This is a genomic window from Acinetobacter boissieri (assembly GCF_900096955.1).
Classification (GTDB): domain Bacteria; phylum Pseudomonadota; class Gammaproteobacteria; order Pseudomonadales; family Moraxellaceae; genus Acinetobacter; species Acinetobacter boissieri.
In genome coordinates, this window is record NZ_FMYL01000025.1 from 1 (window position 1) to 1,514 (window position 1,514).

The following is a 1,514-nucleotide window of genomic DNA, read 5'->3' on the forward strand; positions in this document are numbered from 1 at the left end:
GTACCAATACTAATCGATTGTGTACCTGATGCTGTGGCACCATCACCAATCGCTACCGATGAGGTACCTGAAACGCTTGAGTTATTACCAATCACGACTGAGTTAGCTGCATCTGTACCCGCAGAAGTATTCACACCTAAAGCCACTGCATTACGTGCATTTTCATTAATAATCGCATTTATACCGATTGCAGTAGAATATACACCACCCGCACTTGAGTCATTGGTAAGACCATTTACTCTCGTTGTATCTCCATTGGTATGAGAGTATTTAATACCATCCATATTCATTTTTTTAACAGTCTGAGCAAGTGTTGCTTCATCTGTCATTGTTTGACCCATTTTATCGTATGTTTTAAAACTTGAGTTTTCATTGCTACTGTCAATATTTCGATTCACAATTTGATCTGTCAAGTTAAAGGTTTGTCCATTACCCGCAACTACACTTGTAAGACTACTCGATAAGCTTGTAGATAGTGTGTCCAATTGGCCTTTATTTACCGCATCTGATGCATTTACACCATTGGCTAGGTTGCTAATTGTCGTCCCACCACTTGTCACTTTACCATTTTCAATGGTCGCTGTAGTGTTGCCATTACCTGCAACAATGCTCGCATAGTTAATGGTACCATCACTATTTTTAGCATATTGCACAGCTGAATCACCCACTGAACCCAATTGTTTTTGTAGCTGTGATTGTACTTCTGCAACTTGACCACCTGTAACTGCATCAGTTGACCCTGCTGTAATATCTCCACCTTTCAAGTTCGTAAGTGTACCACCCGCTAAATCTAGGCCTGTTTTCGTAAGTGATGGACCACCTGAAACACTTACACCTGTTGCTGTAACTGCGGTACTGTTGCCCGATCCATCTGCAACAGTTACACCAGATGCTGTCGAGGTTGTATTGTTACCGGCATTATCTTTTAAGGTATTACCTGTTGCAGTTAAGTTATTACTGTTTCCATCTTTATCAGTTACATTTGTACCTGATGCTGTAGTTACAGTGTTATTACCGTCTTTGTCCGCTAAGGTATTTCCCGTTGCAGTTAAGCTATTACTGTTACCATTTTTATCAGCGACATTTGTGCCCGCAGCAGTAGTGGCTGTGCTGTTGCCCGCACTATCTGCCACGGTATTACCGGTCGCTGTACTTGTGTTGGTGTTGCCTGCACTGTCTTTGAGGCTGGCTTCTTTGGCACCATAGCTTGCGTTATTACCTGCACTGTCTGCAACAGTGGTACCGGCTGTGGTGAGTTTGCTGACGTTACCTGTACCATCATCTACCGCAACGCCTGCGTTGTTCAGTGTGGTATTGCCTGCTTTCACGCTGTCTAGATCTAAATTACGATTTAAGCCGTATTTGATGCTGTTGCCATCTTTGCTGACGGTGAGGTTTTTCTCTCCATCCGCTGTCCCTATCTCTAATGTGTCGCCAGCTTTGATCGCTTTACCATTCGCACCATTGCTGGTGACCGTGAAGCCTTGGTCTAATGCACTGATCGCATCACCCAC

At 43.5% G+C, this 1,514-nt stretch carries 1 protein-coding gene; it reads right to left on the reverse strand.

Features of this window, described 5'->3' with window-relative positions; translation table 11 throughout:
* Nucleotides 1–1,514, reverse strand: a 1,514-nt coding sequence (locus tag BLS38_RS12790) for a YadA family autotransporter adhesin (protein ID WP_425283491.1), incomplete at both ends; no start/stop codon positions are given.